Source organism: Bradyrhizobium sp. ORS 285, assembly GCF_900176205.1.
Classification (GTDB): Bacteria; Pseudomonadota; Alphaproteobacteria; order Rhizobiales; family Xanthobacteraceae; genus Bradyrhizobium.
Genome location: NZ_LT859959.1, coordinates 4,704,622 through 4,720,637, shown reverse-complemented (window position 1 = coordinate 4,720,637; position 16,016 = coordinate 4,704,622). Strand labels below are relative to the sequence as shown.

Here is a 16,016-nt window from a genome sequence, read left to right as displayed (position 1 = left end):
CGCAATGCAGAAAATGCCGAGGCCGCCCGCGCGCGGCATGGCTTCCGCTCGGCGGCATAAGCGCCTAAAACCGTCGCTCCTTTTGCCGCTCACGCCGGAGTCAGTCGTGTCCGAACAGAACAGCTATGTGCCGCCCAAGGTCTGGACCTGGAACAAGGCCAGCGGCGGCCGCTTCGCCAACATCAACCGCCCGATCGCAGGGCCGACGCATGAGAAGGAATTGCCTGTCGGCCGTCATCCCTTGCAATTGTATTCGCTGGGCACGCCGAACGGCGTGAAGGTCACCGTGATGCTCGAGGAGCTCCTGGCGCTCGGGCACAGCGGCGCTGAGTATGATGCCTGGCTGATCCGCATCGGCGAGGGCGATCAGTTCGGCTCGGGCTTCGTCGCGATCAATCCGAACTCGAAGATCCCGGCGCTCCTGGACCGCAGCGGACCCGAGCCGATCCGCGTGTTCGAATCCGGTGCGATCCTGGTCTATCTCGCCGAGAAGTTCGGCGCCTTCCTGCCGACCGAGCCTGCCAAGCGCGCCGAATGCCTGTCCTGGCTGTTCTGGCAGATGGGCGCCGCGCCTTATCTCGGCGGCGGCTTCGGTCATTTCTATGCCTATGCTCCGATGAAGATCGAATACGCCATCGACCGCTTTTCGATGGAAGTGAAGCGCCAGCTCGACGTGCTCGACCGACGCCTCGCCGACAGCGAATATCTCGCCGGCCCCGACTACACCATCGCCGACATCGCGGTGTGGCCATGGTATGGCGCGCTCGCCAAGGGCCTGCTCTACGAAGGCGGCGAGTTCCTCTCGGTGCAGGACTACAAGAACGTCCAGCGCTGGACCGACCAGATCGCGCAGCGTGCCCCGGTCAAGCGCGGCCGCATGGTCAACCGTGTCTCCGGCGATCCCGCAAGCCAGCTCCACGAACGCCATGACGCCAGCGATTTCGACACGAAGACGCAGGACAAGATCGGGCAGGGCAAGTAGTTACGTTGCTGCCGTAGGGTGGGCAAAGGCGCGCCTCAATCGTTGTAGACTTGCACAGCTGCTCGCGCGCGCCGTGCCCACCATCGTCCCCCACAACCAGCGCCGGTGGGCACGCGCCGCCTGACGGCGCCGCTTTGCCCACCCTACGTATCCACCGCGGTCGAAGCTCAAGCAATTCTTGCCGCACTGCGGCGGATCGCGATGGCTTGACCTCCGACCTTCACATCGTTTCTCGGCCCAAGAGAATCGTGCAACTATCATCTTCCGCAGAAATCTGGCCGCGCGCCGGACTAACTGACGACCTCGCCTGAGGTGATGACCTCGGGCGAGAACGTCCACTCCGGAGGGAGTTGCATGATCGACAGGCGTGATCTGCTGAAGGGAGCGGGGCTGGCCGCCTTGCTGGGTAGCTTTGGCGCAAGCCGTGCGCTGGCCGAGGACATCGTGACCCTGCCGTTCGCCAATGGCGAGCGCCCGCTGGTGAAATATCCGCAGAAGCGATTGATGATCGGCCTGACGAGCCGGCCGCCGCAGCTCGAGACGCCGTTCGCCGTGTTCAATGACGGCGTGATCACGCCGAACAACGCCTTCTTCGTTCGCTATCATCTGGCGGGGCTTCCCTACGACCTCGATCCGGACAAGTTCACCCTGGAAATCAAAGGCAAGGTCGACAAGCCGATCAAGCTGTCGCTCAAGGATATCCGCAAGCTGAAGGCGACCGAGATCGTCGCCGTCAATCAGTGCTCCGGCAACAGCCGCGGCTTCTTCGAGCCGCGCGTTGCCGGCGGTCAGCTCGGCAACGGCGCCATGGGCAATGCGCGCTGGCGCGGCGTGCCGCTCAAGACCGTGCTCGAGATGGCCGGGGTCCAGGCGGGCGCCAAGCAGGTCACCTTCAACGGCATGGATGGCCCGATCGTCGACAAGACGCCGGACTTCGTCAAAGCGCTGGACGTCGATCACGCCATGAACGGCGAGGATCTGCCGTTCCTCAACGGCTTTCCGCTGCGCCTGATTGTTCCCGGCTATTACGGCACCTACTGGGTCAAACACCTCAACCAGATCACCGTCATCGACAATGTGTTCGACGGCTTCTGGATGAAATCGGCGTATCGCATTCCGGACACGCCGAACAATGCGGTCGAGCCCGGCACTGCGCCGAAGGCGACGATCCCGATCAACCGCTTCACGGTGCGCTCCTTCATCACCAGCGTCAGCGATGGCGCGAAGCTCAAGGCTGGGACGGCTGTCCTGCGCGGCATCGCCTTCGATGGCGGGAGCGGGATCAAGCAGGTCGCCGTCTCGACCGATGGCGGCCAGACCTGGACCGACGCGAAGCTTGGCAGGGATCTCGGGAAGTACTCGTTCCGGGAGTGGAAGCTGCCGGTGAAGCTCGCTGCCGGGGCGCACGAGCTCAAGGTGCGGGCCACCAGCAATGCCGGTGAGACGCAGCCCGAGACGCCGCGCTGGAATCCGGCCGGCTATCTGCGCAACGTCGTTGAAACCGTCCGCGTCACCGCGGCTTGAGGAGCACGACCATGCAACGGATGTCTTTCCTCGCCGCGCTGGCTGTCGGGCTCGGTTGTCTTGCGGCTGGGCCTGCCGCGCTCATCGCCGCCCCCGTCAACTATAAGATTCCGCAGGAGACGGCGGCCTTCAAGCCGGGGCCCGATCTCGCCGTCGTGCAGGGCAATTGCACGGCCTGCCACTCCGCCGACTACATCAAGACGCAGCCGCCGATGAAGAACAAGAAGGAGTTCTGGCAGGCCGAGGTCACCAAGATGATCAAGGTCTATGGCGCTCCGATCGACGATGCCGATGTCGGCAAGATCGTCGACTATCTCGCTGCCACCTACTGACCCTCCGGCCCGGCGCGGCCAGCGCAGCCGGCGCCCTTCGCCGGCGGAAAATCCATCCGGTCGTTCGTGCGGCAATAGCGATCGGCGAACATGCGTCCCACGGGATGGAACAGCTCCATCTCGACCCGCATCTTTTCGCTGTCCCACAATTCATCGCGGATGTGGAAGGCAAGGCCCTCGCCGAGCACCAGCACGCGATCGCCGTTGACGTCGATCAGCTGCCAGGTCTTGCACTCCATCGCGAACGGCGCGTCCGCCAGCCGCGGCACGCCGATCATCTGCGATGGCGCAAGCTTCAATCCGAGATGATCGGGCTCGCCGATCTCGGGCGGGAAGTCGCCGCCGGTTTCGTGCATCGCCTGGGCCAGCGGCTCGTCGGTGATGTGGACGACGAACTCGCCCGCGCGGCGGATGTTGACCAGCGTGTCCTTCACCCGGCCGTCCGGCCGCAGATTGATCGCGAACACGCACAGCGGCGGATCCTCGCCCATCACGTTGAAGAACGAGAACGGGGCGGCGTTGACCACGCCGTTCTCGCCCTTGGTCGTGACCCAGGCGATCGGCCGCGGCAACACGAAGGAGGTCAGGATCTTGTAGCGCTCCCGCGGGCTGAGATCGGTGGAGAGGTATTGCATGTGTCGCGGCCCCTGATGCGTTGGTGAGCCGACCGTAGTCGGCGACGCTGCGTTGCGGAAGCCGATAAAGCGGGCAAAGGCTGCGTGCATCCGCGGCGATCGCCCGGCGAAATTCGGTGTTCCCTGGAACGGCTCCGGCGACGCCACGTTCGAACAGCACAGCAACTACAAATGGAGGTCACGCCGTGAAACCCATGATCAGCCTGATTGCGTGCGCGTTCATCGTCTCGGCCAGCTCGGCCTGGGCGCAGGGCACCCAGCAGCCAACCACCACGCCGCCGAGCGCGCAGAATTCCGGAGCGGGCATCCAGGGCGCGCCCGGCAACAAGAACGGGCCATCGGCAACCGACTCGGGCACGGTGGGCTCGTCCTCGACCATCAACCGGCAGAACCCCGACGTCAGCGCCCAGGATCCTTCGAACATCAAGGGCATGCCGGGCAACAAGAACGGCCCGCCGGCCAAGAAGCCTCAGGAGTAAATCCGCATGCGGGGAGGCGGCTGCCTGCGCAGCCGCCTCGCTTCATTCTCGCGCTCTCATAATGAAGCCCCAAGAATCTCAGCCGTATTACGGCAGGGCGGCCGCGCCGTTCGTGACGATCAGATTGTCCGTATCCGCCGGCGCCAGCTCGCTGGTCGCATCGCCGCCGAGATATTTGTCGAGCGTCGCCTGGATCCGCTCGCGCGCCGTATAGGGACCACGGTCGCTCATCCAGGTATGCTGGAACTCGGTCTTGATGATGTCGATGCCGCTCTTCTTGCCGAGCTGCTTGGGCAGCACGTCCGGATCGGTCTGGAATTGCGGATCGTCGGAGCGGAACGACAGGATCTTGAGCTTGTCCCTGATGACGAAGGGCACGCGTAGATTATCCAGCGTCACCACCTGGGAGACGATGTTCGGATGCTCCTTGGCGAAATACATCGCGGTGTCGCCGCCATTGGAATGGCCGACCAAAGTGAGATGATCATAATCGGCATTGGGATGCCGCTTCTTCATCTCGTTCAGCACGCACAGGATGTTGGCCTCGCCCTTCTTGTAGACGTCGAGCCGGCCGACATAGGGCAGCCCGACCTTGGTGACGAGCGGCGGGTCCGTCGGCAAATCCTGCTGGACGCTCGCGACGAGATAGCCGCGCGCGGCGAAGACGTTCGCGAGGAACGAGTACTCGGTGTTCTTCACGGTGTTGCCGTTGGAGATGACCGCGACCGGCAGGCGCCACAGCCCGGCATTGGCCTTCATCTCGTAGTCCTTGCGGACCGCGATATCGACATTGATCGGCCGCTGCCGCGCAGCGTCATAGAATTCACGGCTCTCGTGCTGGATGCCCCATTTGGCCATCGCAAAGTAACCGGCCACAGCCAGGGCAGAGACACAGGCCAAAACCGTCACACCGCGCTTCATGGCATCCTTCCCCTGAATGTCTCCCCGTCATGTGATGCGAGACAACGCCGAGGTCACGGGGGCGTGGCACCCGAGCCCGGATTAAATTTCGGAAATCTTGGAATATGGGGCGGGAACAAATCCCGGTTTCGTGGACCGGCGCACCGGTCCACCTTGCGCCGGAGCGGCTCAGAACGCCGTATAGCCGCCGTCGATCACGAAGCAGTCGGCAGTGTGATAGGACGACGCCTTGCTCATGAGGTAGACGGCGATACCACCGAAATCCGACGGCTCGCCGAAGCGGCGCACCGGGATGCGTGGCATGACATTAGCGACGAACTTCTCGTTGCCCATGATGCCCGCCGTCATGTCGCTCTTGATCCAGCCCGGCAGGATCGCGTTCGCCGTGACGCCGTAGCGGGCGAGCTCGACCGCCAGCGCCCGGCACAGCGCGTTGAGCGCGGCTTTCGTCGCGGCATAGTGCTCGTTGCGCGCGGTGCCGAACAGCGACGCGAGGCTCGATGTCGCAACCAGGCGGCCGAACGGATCACCGGCGTCGGCGCGCGCGGTCATGTGCTTCGCTGCGGCCTGGAAGGCATGGAAGACGCCGTCGAGATTGGTCGCGAACATCGCGCGCCATTCCTCCTCGCTGCGCTCGATGAAGGGCTTGCGGCCGCCGCCGCCGATGCCGGCATTGGCGAAGCAGCCGTCGACGCGGCCGAACGTGTCGAGCGTCGCCTTCATCGCCTCCGCGACGGAGGCGGGGCTCGTGACGTCGCAGATGCGCGTATCGACCTCGCCAGGGCCTGCGGCCATCGATGCCGCGGCCGCCTTGTTCTTCTCGGCGTTGCGCCCCCAGATCGAGACGTTGCAGCCACTGGACGCAAGTGCCTGGGCGATGCCGAGGCCTATGCCTCCATTGCCGCCGGTGACGACGGCCACTCGGCCGGTGAGATCGAACATGGTCATGAGCGTTTCCATGAGGTGCGAGCGCGCTCTCAGCGCTTCGGTTATTTGGATGACGCAAGCATGGACAAGCGAAGCGCAAAAATCAAATATGCTGCACGAACCTAGCGGTGCTGCGAATTTCCGCCGCGAAGAATGCAGCGCTCGACAAGCTCTTGAGAGGAAACAATGCAGTTCAAGCACGTCACGCTCGATTTCGACGAGCCCGTCGCCATCCTCACGCTCGATCATCAGGAGGTGATGAATGCGGTGTCGATCGACATGCTCGGCGGTCTCGCCGAGGCGCTCGACGAGATCGAGGAGAGGAAGGCGGATGTGCGCTGCCTCGTCGTGACCGGCGCGGGCCGCGCGTTCTGCACCGGCGCCAATCTGCAAGGGCGCAACGCGCAGGCCAAGCCCGGCCGCAGCAATGCCGGCGCCGCGCTCGAGACCGCCTTCCATCCGTTCCTGCGCCGCCTGCGCAATTTGCATTGCCCGATCGTGACCTCGGTCAACGGCCCGGCCGCGGGCGCAGGCATGAGCTTCGCGCTGATGGGCGACATGATCCTGTGCGCCAAATCCGCCTACTTCCTGCAGGCCTTCCGCCGCATTGGCCTCGTGCCGGATTGCGGCTCGACCTGGCTGTTGCCGCGCCTGGTCGGCAAGGCGCGCGCGATCGAGCTGTCGCTGCTGGGTGAGAAGCTACCGGCCGAGACGGCGCTGCAATGGGGCCTCGTCAACCGCGTTTACGACGACGTGGCGCTGAAGGAGGAGACGATGAAGCTCGCGTACGAACTCGCCAACGGGCCGACGGTGGCGCTGGCGCAGATCCGCCGGCTGTATTGGGAGAGCCCGGAGAACTCGTTCGAGGAGCAGCTCAACGAGGAATTCCAGTCGCAGCGCATCGCGGGCAGCACCTCGGACTTCAAGGAAGGCGTCACCGCGTTCCTCGAGAAGCGTCCGGCCAAGTTCAAGGGCCAATGATCGAGACCGAGCTGTCCCGCTGCGTCGCCGCGTTCATGTCGGGAGCGACCGGCGTGCGTGGCGCCGCAAAACTCTCCGGCGGCGCCAGCCAGGAGACGTGGCGCTTCGACATCCTCCATCCCGACGGCGATATCGGTGCCATCCTGCGCCGCTCGCCGAAGGGCTACGGCGCCGCGCCCGGCCGCGCTGCTGGGCTCGACAATGAAGCGGCGCTGATGCGGCTGGCGCACGCTGCCGGCGTGCCGTCGCCGGAAGTGCTGCACGTGCTGCGGCCGGAGGACGGTCTCGGCACCGGCTTCATCATGCGCCGGGTCGAGGGTGAGACCATCGCACGCAAGATTCTGCGCGATGCTGAATTCGCCGAGGCGCGGCCGCGTCTCGCGTGCCAGCTCGGCGGCATCGCCGCCGGCATCCACGGGATCGCGCGCGAGGCATTGCCATCGTTGCGCGAGATGAACGCGACCACGGAGATCGCGGAGCTCGCGCGCGAATATCACAGCTTCGAGTGGCCGCGCCCGGTGTTCGAGCTGGCGCTGCGCTGGCTGGCGCAGAACGATCCCGGTCCCTCGGCCGAGGTGACGTTGGTGCACGGCGATTTCCGCAACGGCAACCTGATCATCGGGCCCGACGGCGTGCGCGCCGTGCTCGACTGGGAGCTCGCCCATCTCGGCGATCCCATGGAGGACCTCGGCTGGATCTGCGTCAACTCCTGGCGCTTCGGCGAAATCGACAAGCCCGTCGGCGGCTTCGGCGCACGGGAGGATCTGTTCGCCGGCTACGAGGCCGCCGGGCGCAAGGTCGATCCCGACAGGGTGAAATTCTGGGAGGTCATGGGCACGTTGCGCTGGGGCGTGATGTGTTGCGGCATGATGCAGCGGTTTCGCGAAGGTCCTGACCACTCGATGGAGCGCGCCATGATCGGACGCCGGGCGTCGGAGACCGAGATCGATCTGTTGCGGCTTTTGGCACCGCGAGGAGAGGGCTGATGCAGGACGAACCGACGCCGACTGAACTGGTGCAAGCGGTAGCCGACTTCCTGCGCAACGATATCGCCCCGCTGATCTCGGGTCATCAAGCCTTCAAGCTGCGCGTCGGCATCAATGCGCTCGATCTTGTCGTGCGTCAGCTGACGCAGGCGGCTGCAGCCGATGCGATGGAGCATGCGCGGCTGAAACAGCTGCTGAGGCAAGACGGCGCGCTGCCCGACCTCAATCGTGCTCTGGCGGAGCAGATCGCGAGCGGCGCCGTCGACGTCGCGACGCCAGGGTTGAAGGAGCACCTCTGGCAGACCACGCTCGATAAGCTCGCCGTCGACCAACCCAACTACGCATCCTACAAGCGCGAGGCGGGGAGGGGCCACGATGGCGCCTAACTCTCCCTTGTCATTGCGAGGAGCGTCAGCGACGAAGCAATCCAGACTGTTTCTGCAGATGCAGTCTGGATTGCTTCGCTTCGTTCGCAATGACGGGGGTGAGAGCGGAGCAGGTCCGTCCACCATCTCCACCGTCATTCCGGGATGCGCCGTAAGGCGCAAGCCCGGAATCCATATTCCCGATCGCGGATGTAAATTCCAGGCTCGCGACTGCGTCGCGCCCGGGAATGACGAGCTCAGCGAGGAGTTATCGCCCCAGCCACTTCGGCGGCCGCTTCTCCGAGAACGCCTTCGGTCCCTCGATGTAGTCCTGCGAATGGATCATCGCCTGCACCGCTGGATAGTCGCGCTGCTCGGTGATGGCCTGCTCCAGCGACACTGCCAGACCCTTCTCGATCGCCTGCTTGGAGGCGCGGATCGACATCGGCGAGTTCTTGGCGATCGTCTCTGCCCAGCGCTCCGCGGCCGCCAGCGCTTCGCCCTGCGGCACCACCTCGTTGACGAAGCCGAGCTCGTGGCCCTCGCGCGCGCCGACATGGCGCCCCGTGAGGATCATGCCCATCGCGCGCTTCATGCCGATCTGGCGCGGCAGCCGCTGCAGGCCGCCGGCCAATGCCGCGAGGCCGACACGTGGCTCGGGCAGCGCAAAGGTGGCATTCTCCGACGCGATGATCAGGTCGCAGGCCAATGCGATCTCGAAGCCGCCGCCCATCGCGACGCCGTTGACGGCGGCGATCAGCGGCTTGTCGCAGTCGAAGCGCGAGGTGAGGCCACCGAAGCCGCTCCGTCCCCAGCCGCGCTTGCCGCCGGCCGCCTGCCATTTCAGATCATTGCCGGCACAGAACGCCTTGTCGCCTTCACCTGTGATGATCGCAACCCATTGCTCGGGATCGGCCGCGAAGCCGTCGAACACCGCCTCGAGCTCGTAATGCGCGTCGGTATGCAGCGCGTTGTAGACCTCGGGACGGGCAAGGGTGACGATCGTGACCGGTCCCTTGCGCGTGACCTTCGAAAACTTCAGCTCCATCGGCCGCTCCTCCTGGTTGGTGATTGGCAACGTTGCGCGAGCTTAGCGCCTGCGCTGCATCTGCGGTCATCCAAATACGCAACCGCGCTGCGCGCCACAAGCACGCGGCGGAGAGCCGGCACGACCAAGATTAAGAACAACAACACACAGGGAGACACGCCATGGATTTTTCCTTGCCGAAGGAATTGGTCGCCTATCTCGACGAGCTCGACCGCTTCATCGCCGCCGAGATCAAGCCGCTGGAGGAGGCCGACGACAACATCCGCTTCTTCGATCATCGCCGCGAATGGGCGCGGACCGATTTCGAGAATGGCGGGCTGCCGCGGCATGAGTGGGAGCAGCTGCTGCGCAAGGCCAAGGACCGCGCCGACGCGGCCGGGCATCTGCGCTTCGCGATCCCGAAGCGCTACGGCGGCAAGGACGGCTCCAATCTCTGGATGGCCGTCATCCGCGAACATTTTGCCTCGAAGGGCCTCGGGCTGCACAACGATCTGCAGAACGAGCACTCGATCGTCGGCAACCTGCCGATCGTCACCATGCTCGACCGCTATGGCCGCGACGACCAGAAGGCCATGATCGACGGCTCGATCACCGGCAAGTACCGCATCACCTTCGGCCTCACCGAGCCGCATCACGGCTCGGACGCGACCCATATGGAGACCAAGGCTGTTCCGGCCACGCGCGACAACGTCAAGGGTTGGCTGATCAACGGCGAGAAGATGTGGACGACCGGCATGCACGTCGCCACCCATTGCGCGCTGTTCGCGCGCACCTCGGGCAATGACGGCGATGCGCGCGGCATCACCTGCTTCCTGGTGCCGGCGAAGAGTGAGGGCGTGAAGGTCGAGGAGTATCTCTGGACCTTCAACATGCCCACCGATCACCCTCGCGTCAGCTTCACCGATGTGTTCGTGCCGGAGGATGCTGTCTTCGGCGAGGTCGGGCGTGGGCTGTCGCTGGCGCAATGCTTCGTGCACGAAAATCGCATCCGGCAGGCGGCGAGCTCGCTCGGCGCCGCGGTGTTCTGCATCAATGAGAGCGTGAATTACGCGCGGGAGCGGAAGCCGTTCGGCAAGGCGCTGGCGGAGAACCAGGCGATCCAGTGGCCGTTGGTGGAGCTTGCGACGCAGGCCGAGATGCTGCGGCTGCTGATCCGCAAGACCGCCTGGGAGATGGACCAACTGACCCAGGCGCAGGTGGAGCACACGCTGTCCGACAAGGTCTCGATGTGCAACTACTGGGCTAACCGCCTGTGCTGCGAGGCGGCCGACCGCGCCATCCAGGTCCACGGCGGCATGGGCTATTCGCGCCATAAGCCGTTCGAGCACATCTACCGCCACCACCGCCGCTACCGCATCACGGAGGGCAGTGAGGAGATCCAGATGCGGAAAGTCGCGGGCTTCCTGTTCGGGTATATGGGGGCGAACAAGAGGTAAGGTGGTCGTCGTTTGAGTATGGTCATCGTAAGCGTCAGGGCGGCGATTCAGACCTGTCACTTGGCCCCTGGATTGCTTCGGCGCAAGGGCGCCTCGCAATGACGGTGTTGAGAGAGCGCACACTCTCTCCACGTCATCGCGAGCGCAAGCGAAGCGATCCAGGAGTCGTCGGGCAAGCCCTTGGTCAATTCACTTGTCTGTCCTTTCCAGCCCAATACGGGTCGCGCAAATTTCGCCGTAAGATCTTGCCCGAGGGATTTCGCGGCAGCGCATCGAGGAAATCCACGGTCTTGGGCGTCTTGAAGCCGGCGATGCGGGTGCGGGTGAAGTTGATGATGTCGGTCGCGGTTACCTGCTTTCCCGGCTTCATCACGACGATCGCCTTCACCGCCTCGCCCCACTTGTCGTCGGGGATGCCGATCACGGCAGCCTCGGCGACGTCAGGATGATCGCAGATCGCGCTTTCGACCTCGGCGGGATAGATGTTCTCGCCGCCGGAGATGATCATGTCCTTGATGCGGTCGTGGATGTAGACGTAGCCGTCCTCATCCATGTAGCCGGCGTCACCGGTGCGCAGCCAGCCGTTCTTGCCGAGCGTGCGCGCCGTTGCCTCCGGCAGATTCCAGTAGCCTGCCATGTTGGAGCCGGAGCGGGTCGCGATTTCGCCGACCTCGCGCGGCGGCAGCGGATTGCCAAGCGGGTCGATGATCGCGACCTCGACGCCGGGCAGCGGCTTGCCGGCCGAGCGCATCCGCTCCAGCCCCTCGACATGGTCCTCCGGCGGCAGCGCGATGATGGTGCCGGTGGTCTCGGTCATCCCGTACATCTGCACGAAGCCGCATTTGAAGACGTCGATGCATTCCTTCAGCAGCGCGGCCGGGATCGGCGAGGCGCCGTACAGCATGTATTTCAGCCGCGAGAAATCGACCTGCCTCGCGCGCGGCTGCCGCACCACGAACTGCATCGCGGCGGGCACCATGAACAGTTTGGTGATGCCGGACTGCTCGAAGAAGTCGAGGATCCTGGTCGGATCGAACTCGCGCGCGATGACGCCGCGGGCGCCGTGGTAGAGGCTCATCAGACCCCAGCCGGAGCCGCCGATATGGAAGATCGGCATCGCGATCAGCGACACGTCGTCGGTCGACCATTTGTTCCAGTCCGGCTTCTCCTCCGGATTGCCGGTGTTGACGAGGTTGAGGAAGTTCGCGTGCGACAGCATCGCGCCCTTCGGCTTGCCCGTCGTGCCTGACGTGTAGAGCTGCAGCGCGATGTCCTTCGGCGTGATATCAACGCCCGGATCATCGGCATTTTGCGCGTCGCGCCACGCCGGATAGTCTTGCCACTCCGGCGCGCCGCCTTCGGTGGTGATGATGTGCCGCACGCTCGGGATCTGATCGCGGATCTGCCGGATCATGGTGATGAACTCGGGTCCGACGAACAGGGCAGGGGCCTTGCAGTCCTCGACGATGAAGGCGACTTCTGGGCCAGCGAGCCGCCAGTTCACCGGCGCCATCACGACGTTGGCCTTCATGGCGCCGACCAGGAGCTCGAAATAGACGTCGCTGTTCTTGCCGAAATAGGCGATCCGTTCATGCGGCTTCAGGCCGAGCGCCTTCAGCGCGTTGGCGACCTGATTGGTCTTGCGGTCGAATTCGGCGAAGCTGGTGCTGCGGCCCTCGAACTCATAGGCGGTCGCGGAGCCGAGTGCCTGCGCCTGCTTCCGCACGACATCGACGAGCGTCGACGCTGCCGTCGTTACGGACATGTTTCCCCTCCGATTGTGCCGTGTTCTTCGTTTTATATTCTTGTCGTTCTCGCCCCGGATTGCCCCGGAGCGAGCATCTTGCAATCAGTCTACCGACCGCACGCCGCCGATCAACAGCGTCGTCAGCTGGTCCGCGTCGCCCGGTCCTTCTCGTTCTGCGCCTTGATCGACTCCTTGGCCTTGGTCCAGTCGTCGTCGCTCCAGTCGCGCAGCTGATAGAAATTGCCGCCCATCGCCAGCGCCTGGGCGCCGTCCATCGCGATGGTCTCGCCGTTGATCCAGTTGCAGCCGCCGGAGATCAGGAACACCGCGAGGTTCTGCAACTCCTCCATGGTGCCGACGCGGCCCATCGGGTTCATCGCCTTGGTGCGCGCGCCGGCCTCGTCGCCCGGCTTGATGCGCTTGCTCATGCCCTCAGTGGGGATCTCGCCGGGCGCGATGGTGTTGAGGCGGATGCCGTAGCGGCCCCATTCGGTCGCGAGCGACATAGTCATCGCGTGGATCGCCGACTTGCTCATCGCCGACGGCACTACGTAAGGCGAGCCGTTGCGCACCCAGGTCACCGTGATCGACACCACATTGCCCGGCTGCTTCGCCGCGATCCAGCGCTTGCCGACCGCATGCGTCACGTAGAACGTGCCGTGCATGACGATGTTCGCGACTGCGTCGAATCCGCGCGGGCTCAATTCCTCGGTGCGGGAAATGAAATTGCCGGCGGCGTTGTTGATGAGATCGGTCAGTCCGCCTTCCTGGAAGATCGCCTCGATCATCTCCTCGACCGCCATTGCGTTGCGGATGTCGACGCCGTGGCTGGTGACGCGGCCGCCATAGAGATCCATCAGCTCGGTCGCGGTCTCGTCGCAGACGATTTTCCGCCGTCCGCAAATATGCACTTCCGCGCCGAGCTGGAGGAAGCGGGCGGCCATCGCCTTGCCGAGGCCGGTGCCGCCGCCGGTCACCAGAATGCGTCGACCCTCGAGGAGATTGTCCTTGAACATGGAAGTTTCCGCCTGACATGTTGTGAGTTAATTGGTCGATTGACTAAACTGCTCCGGCAGCCTTCTGTAAAGTCACAAAGACAATCGTGAGGAGACCGCCCGATGGACAACCGCATCGCGATCGAGATCAAGGACGGCGTCGCCGACGTCCGCCTGATCCGCGCCGACAAGATGAATGCGCTCGATCAGGAGATGTTCGCGGCGCTGGTGGCGGCGACCGAACGGCTGGCGAACGAGAAGGGGCTGCGCGCCGTGGTGTTGTCCGGCGAGGGCCGCGCGTTCTGCGCCGGGCTCGACATGGGCCGCTTCGCGGCGATGAAGGAGTCCGGCGGCAATGGTATCGCTGGCGGCGAGAAGCGTGATCTCACCATTCGCACCCACGGCAAGGCGAACTTCGCCCAGCAGGCGGTATGGGGCTGGCGACAACTGCCGGTGCCGGTGATTGCTGCGGTGCATGGCGTGGCCTATGGCGGCGGCTTCCAGCTCGCGCTCGGCGCCGACATGCGCTACGTCGCGCCTGATACCAAGATGTCGATCATGGAGATCAAATGGGGTCTCGTGCCCGACATGGCCGGCACGCCTGTTCTCGCGACCTTGATGCGCGACGACATCCTGCGTGAGCTGACCTACACCGGCCGGGTGTTCTCGCCGGAAGAGGGGCAGGCTTACGGCCTCGTCACGCGCATCTGCGCCGATCCACGGGCGGCGGCGCTGGAGACGGCGCGGGAGATCGCGGGCAAGAACCCCGATGCGATCCGCGCCGCCAAGCGGATGCTGAACAATCTCTCGGTCGACCCGGGGCCGGCGCTGCTGGCTGAATCCGTCGAGCAGCAAAAGCTGATCGGTAGTCCCAACCAACTCGAATCTGTGCGGGCCAATATCGAGAAGCGTGCGCCGAAATTCGCGGATTGACCCCGCTGTCATTCCGGGATGCTCCGAAGGAGCAGACCCGGAATCTCGAGAGTCCGGGTTCGATGCTCCGCATCGTCCCGGAATGACGACAACACTCGAACCGACGTTAGATCGGACAAGGCCACAAGAATGGAAGCGTCCTCTTTGTTCTGCGGCATCATCTCCGGCGATCGCCGGCGCAGCCACCCTGACATCGCCGACCGCGCCGCGCGGATCGCCAGCGGCCTTGCGCAGCTTGGCGTGCGCCAGGGCGATTGCGTCTGCATGCTGATGCGCAACGACATCGCCTTCATCGAGGCCGCCTATGGCGCGATGCGGCTCGGCGCCTATGGCGTGCCGGTGAACTGGCATTTCAAGCCGGAGGAGATCGATTACATCCTGAAGGATTCCGCGACGCGGGTGCTGATCGGCCATGCCGACCTGCTGCATCAGCTTCGTGGCCTGATTCCGGCCGGCGTGACTGTGCTCAGCGTGCCGACACCGCCGGAGATCCTGTCGAACTACAAGATCAGCGCGGAGCTGCTGGAGACGCCTGACTTCGCGATCGAGTTCGAGCACTGGCTCGCCGAGCAGACCCCCTACGAGGGGCCGCAGGTGCCGCAGCCGCAAAACATGATCTACACCTCGGGCACGACCGGACACCCCAAGGGCGTCCGCCGCGCCGCGCCGACGGTCGAGCAGGCGGCCTCCGCCGAACGAATGCGGGCGCTGATCTATGGCCTGAGGCCTGGCTCGCGGGCGCTGCTTCCGGGACCACTTTATCATTCGGCTCCGAACGCCTTCGGCCTGCGCGCCGGCCGGCTCGGCGGCGCGCTGGTGCTGATGCCGCGCTTCGAGCCGGAGGCATTTCTGGAGGTCATCCAGGCCGAACGGATCGACACCATCTTCATGGTGCCGACGATGTTCATCCGGCTGATGAAGCTGCCGGAGGAGGTGCGCCGCCGCTACGACGTCTCCTCGCTGCGCCATATCATCCACGCCGCGGCGCCTTGCCCGGCCGACGTCAAGCGCGCGATGATCGAATGGTGGGGACCGGTGATCTATGAGTTCTACGGCTCGACCGAGTCGGGTGCGGTGACCTTCGCGACCTCCGAAGATGCGCTGCGCAAGCCTGGCACCGTCGGCAAGATCTCGCCCGGCGCCGAACTGCGCTTCCTCGGCGAGGACGGCCGTGTCCTGCCGCAGGGCGAGGTCGGTGAGATCTATTCCCGCATCGCCGGCAATCCGGACTTCACCTATCACAACAAGCCGGAGAAGCGCGCTGAGATCGACCGCGACGGCTTCATCACCTCCGGCGATGTCGGCTACATGGACGAAGAGGGCTACGTGTTCCTCTGCGACCGCAAGCGCGACATGGTGATCTCCGGCGGCGTCAACATCTATCCGGCCGAGATCGAGGCCGTGCTGCACGCGGTGCCCGGTGTGCATGATTGCGCCGTGTTCGGCATCCCCGATGCCGAGTTCGGCGAGGCGCTGATGGCCGTGGTCGAGCCGCAGCCCGGCGTGACGCTGGACACCGGCGAGGTCAAGGCGCGGCTGAAGGCGTCGCTGGCCGACTACAAGGTGCCCAGGCACATCGAAATCCATGGCCAATTGCCCCGCGAGGATTCTGGCAAGATCTTCAAGCGACGCCTGCGAGATCCCTATTGGGAACGGGCGGGACGGCAGATCTGATGCGGCCGTCGGGGACAGAAGGTGAGCGTCGCATTCAATAAGGCAGGCGAC

16 protein-coding genes are annotated in these 16,016 nt (G+C 64.7%); 10 read left to right on the top strand and 6 right to left on the bottom strand.

Annotation, left to right across the window (positions count from 1 at the left end):
• The first annotated feature begins 106 nt into the window (after positions 1–106).
• The 3 genes from yghU (at position 107) to BRAD285_RS21295 (ending at position 2,838) form a co-directional block, all read left to right on the top strand.
• On the top strand, positions 107–982 hold the full coding sequence (yghU, locus tag BRAD285_RS21305; RefSeq protein WP_035647858.1) for a glutathione-dependent disulfide-bond oxidoreductase: 876 nt from the start codon (positions 107–109) through the stop codon (positions 980–982).
• Positions 983–1,336: 354 nt separating this feature from the next.
• The gene (locus tag BRAD285_RS21300) at positions 1,337–2,506 is read left to right on the top strand and encodes a molybdopterin-dependent oxidoreductase (RefSeq protein ID WP_035647821.1); all 1,170 of its coding nucleotides are present in this window, start codon (positions 1,337–1,339) and stop codon (positions 2,504–2,506) included.
• 11 nt (positions 2,507–2,517) lie between these two features.
• Positions 2,518–2,838 (top strand): sulfite:cytochrome C oxidoreductase subunit B, encoded by a 321-nt coding sequence (locus BRAD285_RS21295; protein WP_035647824.1) that lies wholly within the window; start codon positions 2,518–2,520, stop codon positions 2,836–2,838.
• On the opposite strand, the gene BRAD285_RS21290 is transcribed toward BRAD285_RS21295, so the two are convergent.
• Positions 2,832–3,473: a flavin reductase family protein gene (locus tag BRAD285_RS21290; RefSeq protein ID WP_006613804.1), complete on the bottom strand. Its 642-nt coding sequence runs from the start codon at positions 3,471–3,473 to the stop codon at positions 2,832–2,834. The two genes, BRAD285_RS21295 and BRAD285_RS21290, sit on opposite strands and share 7 nt — an antisense overlap.
• A gap of 185 nt (positions 3,474–3,658) precedes the next feature.
• On the opposite strand from BRAD285_RS21290, the gene BRAD285_RS21285 reads away from it, so the two are divergent.
• Positions 3,659–3,952, top strand: coding sequence for a hypothetical protein (locus BRAD285_RS21285; protein WP_006613805.1), 294 nt, complete (start codon positions 3,659–3,661; stop codon positions 3,950–3,952).
• Between the two features lie 87 nt (positions 3,953–4,039).
• Here the strand turns inward: BRAD285_RS21285 and BRAD285_RS21280 are convergent, their stop codons facing one another.
• Both BRAD285_RS21280 and BRAD285_RS21275 read right to left on the bottom strand, forming a co-directional pair.
• Entirely contained in the window at positions 4,040–4,873 is an 834-nt protein-coding gene (locus BRAD285_RS21280; RefSeq protein WP_006613806.1) for an alpha/beta hydrolase, read from the bottom strand.
• A 168-nt stretch (positions 4,874–5,041) separates the two neighbouring features.
• Entirely contained in the window at positions 5,042–5,821 is a 780-nt protein-coding gene (locus BRAD285_RS21275; protein ID WP_006613807.1) for an SDR family NAD(P)-dependent oxidoreductase, read from the bottom strand.
• Between the two features lie 165 nt (positions 5,822–5,986).
• Here BRAD285_RS21275 and BRAD285_RS21270 point away from each other — a divergent pair, with 165 nt between their 5' ends.
• From BRAD285_RS21270 to BRAD285_RS21260, 3 genes are read left to right on the top strand one after another with little or no spacing between them, the layout of a single operon-like run.
• Entirely contained in the window at positions 5,987–6,781 is a 795-nt protein-coding gene (locus BRAD285_RS21270) for an enoyl-CoA hydratase/isomerase (RefSeq protein WP_006613808.1), read from the top strand.
• Entirely contained in the window at positions 6,778–7,767 is a 990-nt protein-coding gene (locus BRAD285_RS21265; RefSeq protein WP_035647827.1) for a phosphotransferase family protein, read from the top strand. The genes BRAD285_RS21270 and BRAD285_RS21265 overlap by 4 nt, the downstream gene beginning before the upstream one ends.
• The gene (locus tag BRAD285_RS21260) at positions 7,767–8,153 is read left to right on the top strand and encodes a DUF6285 domain-containing protein (RefSeq protein ID WP_006613810.1); all 387 of its coding nucleotides are present in this window, start codon (positions 7,767–7,769) and stop codon (positions 8,151–8,153) included. The genes BRAD285_RS21265 and BRAD285_RS21260 overlap by 1 nt, the downstream gene beginning before the upstream one ends.
• 247 nt (positions 8,154–8,400) lie before the next feature.
• Here the strand turns inward: BRAD285_RS21260 and BRAD285_RS21255 are convergent, their stop codons facing one another.
• Positions 8,401–9,180 carry an enoyl-CoA hydratase-related protein gene (locus BRAD285_RS21255; RefSeq protein WP_006613811.1) on the bottom strand — a complete coding sequence of 260 codons (780 nt, stop codon included), beginning with the start codon at positions 9,178–9,180 and terminating at the stop codon, positions 8,401–8,403.
• 161 nt (positions 9,181–9,341) lie between these two features.
• Here BRAD285_RS21255 and BRAD285_RS21250 point away from each other — a divergent pair, with 161 nt between their 5' ends.
• Complete coding sequence (locus BRAD285_RS21250) at positions 9,342–10,616, top strand: acyl-CoA dehydrogenase family protein (protein WP_006613812.1); 1,275 nt, start codon at positions 9,342–9,344, stop codon at positions 10,614–10,616.
• Between the two features lie 184 nt (positions 10,617–10,800).
• Here the strand turns inward: BRAD285_RS21250 and BRAD285_RS21245 are convergent, their stop codons facing one another.
• On the bottom strand, positions 10,801–12,381 hold the full coding sequence (locus BRAD285_RS21245) for a fatty acid--CoA ligase (RefSeq protein ID WP_006613813.1): 1,581 nt from the start codon (positions 12,379–12,381) through the stop codon (positions 10,801–10,803).
• Positions 12,382–12,503: 122 nt separating this feature from the next.
• The gene (locus tag BRAD285_RS21240; RefSeq protein WP_006613814.1) at positions 12,504–13,379 is read right to left on the bottom strand and encodes an SDR family oxidoreductase; all 876 of its coding nucleotides are present in this window, start codon (positions 13,377–13,379) and stop codon (positions 12,504–12,506) included.
• Between the two features lie 102 nt (positions 13,380–13,481).
• Between BRAD285_RS21240 and BRAD285_RS21235 the strand changes: the two genes are divergently transcribed.
• Both BRAD285_RS21235 and BRAD285_RS21230 read left to right on the top strand, forming a co-directional pair.
• On the top strand, positions 13,482–14,291 hold the full coding sequence (locus tag BRAD285_RS21235) for a crotonase/enoyl-CoA hydratase family protein (protein ID WP_006613815.1): 810 nt from the start codon (positions 13,482–13,484) through the stop codon (positions 14,289–14,291).
• 129 nt (positions 14,292–14,420) lie between these two features.
• A complete protein-coding gene (locus BRAD285_RS21230) occupies positions 14,421–15,965 on the top strand; it encodes an acyl-CoA synthetase (protein WP_035647831.1) in 1,545 nt (514 codons plus the stop codon).
• The last annotated feature ends 51 nt before the right edge of the window (positions 15,966–16,016 follow it).